The following is a 1339-nucleotide window of genomic DNA, read 5'->3' on the forward strand; positions in this document are numbered from 1 at the left end:
ACAAGGCGTTGAACGAAGCTGCTGGGATCTATGAGCTGGACACGGCTTACTTTGATAAAGGCTGGGTTGTCCCGCAGCGTTGGGTGCATCCGACCCCGATCCCAAGCTCTTTACCTGACGGCACGGCAACAGCGGATATCACCTGGCCTGTTGCATCCTTTAACTGGAACATCATCTGCAATACCGGAATGATCGTTGCGGCCCTTGCCGTTTCAGAAGCTGAGCCAGAATTGGCGAAGCAGATCATCGAAAGTGCTCAGATATCGCTTCGCAATGGGTTTGCGATGTTTGCCCCAGATGGAGCGTGGCCGGAAGGTCCAATGTATGGCGCTTTGGCTGCGCGGGACGCGGCCATCGCGATCACGTCTTTGGAAACCGTGCTCGGGCACGATTTTGATTTGTCCAAATCAGACGGGATGGCGAATTTTGGCGACTATCTTACTCATGTGACCGGGCCGACCGGCTTGTTATTCAACTACGGCGACAGCGACACAAACACTGATCTGGTCGCGTTGACCTGGCTTGCGTCGCGCTTTAACCGACCCGATTACAGTCGGCGGACCGCCGGTTCCAAACCCGTTTCACACGTTGCGCTGGATCTGATCTGGCGGCAAAACTCTGAGGAAAGACCTATCGACGGGCGACAAAACTCGTTCTGGTTCGGTGGGCTTGGACTTGTGATGATGCGATCCGCATGGGATGATCCAAAGGCGACATATGTCGGCTTCAAGGCCGGACCGCTACGCAGTCATCACAACAACCTTGATGCGGGAACATTTGTTCTTGAGACAAACGGAGTGAGATGGGCGACCGATCTTGGGATCGGAAACTACCACTTGCCCGGGTATTTCACCAACAAACGCTTTGACTATTATCGCACGGCGACAATCGGTCAGAACACACTGGTCTTTGGCTCTGCAAACCAGCAAACAACTGGTCGCGCACAGATTGAAGAGTTTGGGCAGTTCCCCGATTTCAACTTCACGATAGCGGACCTTTCTGAACCGTATGGCAGGCCCGTGGGCACCGTACGGCGTGGCATAGCCTTGATCGAAGGAAGTGCAGTTCTGATTCAAGACGAAATCGAGGGAAATCAAGCAGATCCGGTATTCTGGACCATGCATACCGAAGCGCAGGTTAGTATCGATGGGCAAACTGCGATCCTGCGAAAGGATGGGCAGGAATTACGAGCACGCGCTCTTTCACCGCCTGAGGCCCTTTTTACTTTACGTTCCGCAGACCCTTGCAAAACACCATATAACTCAGACTGCGCCAACCAGAACCCAAATTCTGGCGTCGGCAGATTGATGATTGATCTGCAGGCTCAGGACTCGGGCGC

1 protein-coding gene is annotated in these 1339 nt (G+C 53.9%); it reads left to right on the forward strand.

Annotated elements, in window-relative coordinates; all coding sequences use genetic code 11:
* The coding region (locus tag Q1B13_RS26790; RefSeq protein WP_299085939.1) for a heparinase II/III family protein at positions 1-1339 on the forward strand (1339 nt) is incomplete at both ends.

It is taken from the genome of uncultured Ruegeria sp. (assembly GCF_947489545.1).
Taxonomy (GTDB): domain Bacteria; phylum Pseudomonadota; class Alphaproteobacteria; order Rhodobacterales; family Rhodobacteraceae; genus Ruegeria.